This is a genomic window from Trinickia sp. (assembly GCF_036503415.1).
GTDB lineage: Bacteria > Pseudomonadota > Gammaproteobacteria > Burkholderiales > Burkholderiaceae > Trinickia.
Map to the genome: position 1 here is coordinate 1 of NZ_DASXWY010000166.1, position 2,989 is coordinate 2,989.

Sequence of the window (2,989 nt, forward strand, 5' to 3'; positions counted from 1 at the left end):
ATCTTTGCCGTCGACAGCAACCATCCCAGCGAAGCGCTATACCAGAGCGGCGCCGTAACTTCGAGATTGATGTCGTGTCCCGAAGCGGGAACGACGAACGACGTCACGCTTGGGCTCGCGCTGTAATACGGTCGTTCGGCGCTTTGCAGCGACGCGGAGGTCGAACAATCGGCGGCACCATTGCCGCAAAAGATCACGTCGTCTTGCCCGTCGACGATGAGAATCGGCACGTTGATGAAAGCCGAGTAATACGACGCCGAACCTTGGCCGGTTGCAAATACCCCGTTGAGTTCGGTTTGCGTGGCCGTCTGCTTCGTCTTTTCGTCGAGTTGAACGACATTCGGATCGGTCGTCGCCGGGTAATAGAACATCGCGTTGCGTGCGCCGGGCCGCGTGGTCAGATAGCCGGCGTCGAGGTCCATATTTTGGAACGCGGGATCCTGCTGTGCCGGGTAGATGTCCTGCGAAAGGAGGGTGCCGATCGTCGAACTCATCTTGTGTCCAATGCCGGTCAGGATGACGGCATCGACGTCGCGATATTGGCCGGCTTCGACCCACGACGTATAGGATCCGAGCGAATGGCCGGCGAGAACGACATGCTTGAACGTATAGCCGTTGATCTGACCTTGTCGTAGCGCCTGCACCAGCTCGTGCGCGACATAACCGTTCGAGTTGACCGAGATATCGGTGCTCACCGGGTGCGAACTGAGCCCGTCGCCGATCCGGTCATAGACGAATACGGCGTAGCCCGCGTTCGTCATGAAATTGCGATACGAATAGACTTGGGGAACATACGGCCAATCCCAGTAGTGGTGATCGTACGTGGCTCCGTGCACGGTCAGGATGACCGAATTGGCTTGGCCCGATGGCGGCAGGCAGAGCTTGCCGGAAACGGAATAGCCCTTGGGCCCGCCCTCGGCCAGCGCTACCGGTACCGCGACGGACTGGCAAGTCGTCGCAGCGCTCGCCTGGGCGAACGCGTTATCGCAAACGAACGATGACAGCCCGAGCGACGCGATTGCAACGAGCAGTGTCGATGTGCGGGACAAGCGCTTTCCGGCGCGCTTTGCGGCTTTTCCAATCGGCGTTGTTTCCATCATGTATGACCTTTTTCGAAGAAAGTTGAAGACGAGCGACGACATGCGCTGCGCGGCGAACTGCAGCGCGCAACGCTCGAAGCGCGTCGGAAGATCGGATCGGTCCGTTTTGGAACGAATGTGAGTGCCGCGGCGGGGCGCCGCGTTCGCGACAGCGATGGCCGGACCGGAGCTTATGGTAGACAGGCACCTCTGTCCCGGCGACGCTGATCCTCGTAGAAAGGGTGCCGTTAAATCGCCTTCACCACGCCAGTTGTATGCGGTGTTCCCGAGCCGCATAAATCGCCAAATCGCGCCGCATTGACGATCGTTAAAGATCGGATGAATGTCGCCGTTAACAGACGACGTGGGACGATGCGCCGCCCGTCGCGCGACGACGCTGCAATTCGGATTTGACGAACGGCTTGCGGGGGAAAAACGATGCTCCGGGGGATACTGAAAACGATCGCCGCGCTGGCGTGTTGCTATGCGCTCGGCGCATCGGCGAACGGGACGGATACGATCGCCCCGGCGCCCGATCTATTGCAATCCCCGGAGCGGGCGGCCGGTATCGTGTCCGAGCATCAGCGCGACAGTTATCGGTCGGTTCTCGACGCTTATCGCGCCGGGCTCGTGCAACATCCGCATGATGTCGCGCTTGCAGTGGCGCAATGCGGGTTCATTCAACGCTTCGCGTGGTCGGAAGACCTGGAGTGGAGCGATGCGGCGGCGAACGATTTCACGGCCTGCCAGCATATGCTCGACGAGCGCTTTCCAGGTCAACCCGAGGCCGCGCTTTTCGTGCTCGAGCATCGCTACGGCAAAGACGCGCTTGCTAAGGGCGAGCCGTTGCTCGCGCACTCCTCGGAATGGACTCCGGCGCAGCGTACGCGGCTTCATGCGGCGCTTTCGCGCGCCTATTCGGCAGTGAAGGACGAGAAGCACGCGGGCGAGCAAGCGCTGCGCGCGGTCGAACTCGATCCGTCGAACCCGTGCCTCGTCGAGGCGCTGCGCTATCTCGTGCGCTCGAGGCGCAGTGACGAGGCGCAGCGGTTGCTGGCCAGTGCGCCTGTCGCGAAGACAATCTGGCTCGAAGCCCAACGCATCAATACGGCGGCTGAACTGTTCCCGGGGGCGCAGGCACGCGACGAACTCATGCGAGCCCGGCATGCCGGATTGAAGATCGATGCCTATACGTCGGCGCGCGCGTTGTTTCGGGCCGGCGATGTGGCGGGCGCCGAGGCGGCGCTCGCCGCGCAAAAGCAGCCATCGAAATTTATGACACCGCAAAATCGCCAGATTCGACTCGATGTTGCGTTCAATGCGGGCAATTCGCTCGCGGCGGCCGATCTTTTACGCGACGAATACGACCGGACGCACCAAGCGATGCCGCTCGTTCCCGCCTACGCGCGCTTGCTCGATCTCTCCCCGAAGATGCTGATGCGTGCCGATCTCTTGCCGTTCGCCGGCGCGTTGATCTTGTACACGGTCCTGTTGGTTGCCGCACCAGGTTTGCTGTTGTTTCCCGCTCACTATCGCGGCCTCTTGCGCGCACGGGCAAAAAAGGTCAGCGAGCCGCTTTTCGGGCGCATCGGTTTGCGGCATGCGTGGTGGGCTTTGTCGTCGATGTATTTCGCCCTGTATGTGTTCGGCGGATTTCGCGTGGGTACCGCATCGCTATCGCCGGCTCACGGCACGGTGCTGCGCGAGGGCTGGCAACAGGGCGTGGCGATCTCGTACATCTGGTCGCTCGCCGTCATGGCGCTGGGTCTCGCATGGGTGGCAGTGCGTTTCTCGCGGCGCGAATGGCTCGGCAGCGGCGAATGGAAAAAAGCCTGGTTCGTCCCGCCCGCGCTCTATCTCGGGTGGTGCCTATTGAATTTTGTCGCCAGCCGTCACGCGATGCCGACCGG

Annotated in this window: 2 protein-coding genes; one reads left to right on the forward strand and one right to left on the reverse strand. The window is 61.7% G+C overall.

The annotated features are described in order from the left end of the window. Nucleotides 1-1,049: alpha/beta hydrolase (locus VGL01_RS20780; RefSeq protein WP_331572694.1), on the reverse strand; the 1,049-nt coding region annotated here is incomplete at its 3' end. 468 nt (nucleotides 1,050-1,517) lie between these two features. On the opposite strand from VGL01_RS20780, the gene VGL01_RS20785 reads away from it, so the two are divergent. Continuing rightward, the coding region (locus VGL01_RS20785; protein ID WP_331572696.1) for a CPBP family intramembrane glutamate endopeptidase at nucleotides 1,518-2,989 on the forward strand (1,472 nt) is incomplete at its 3' end.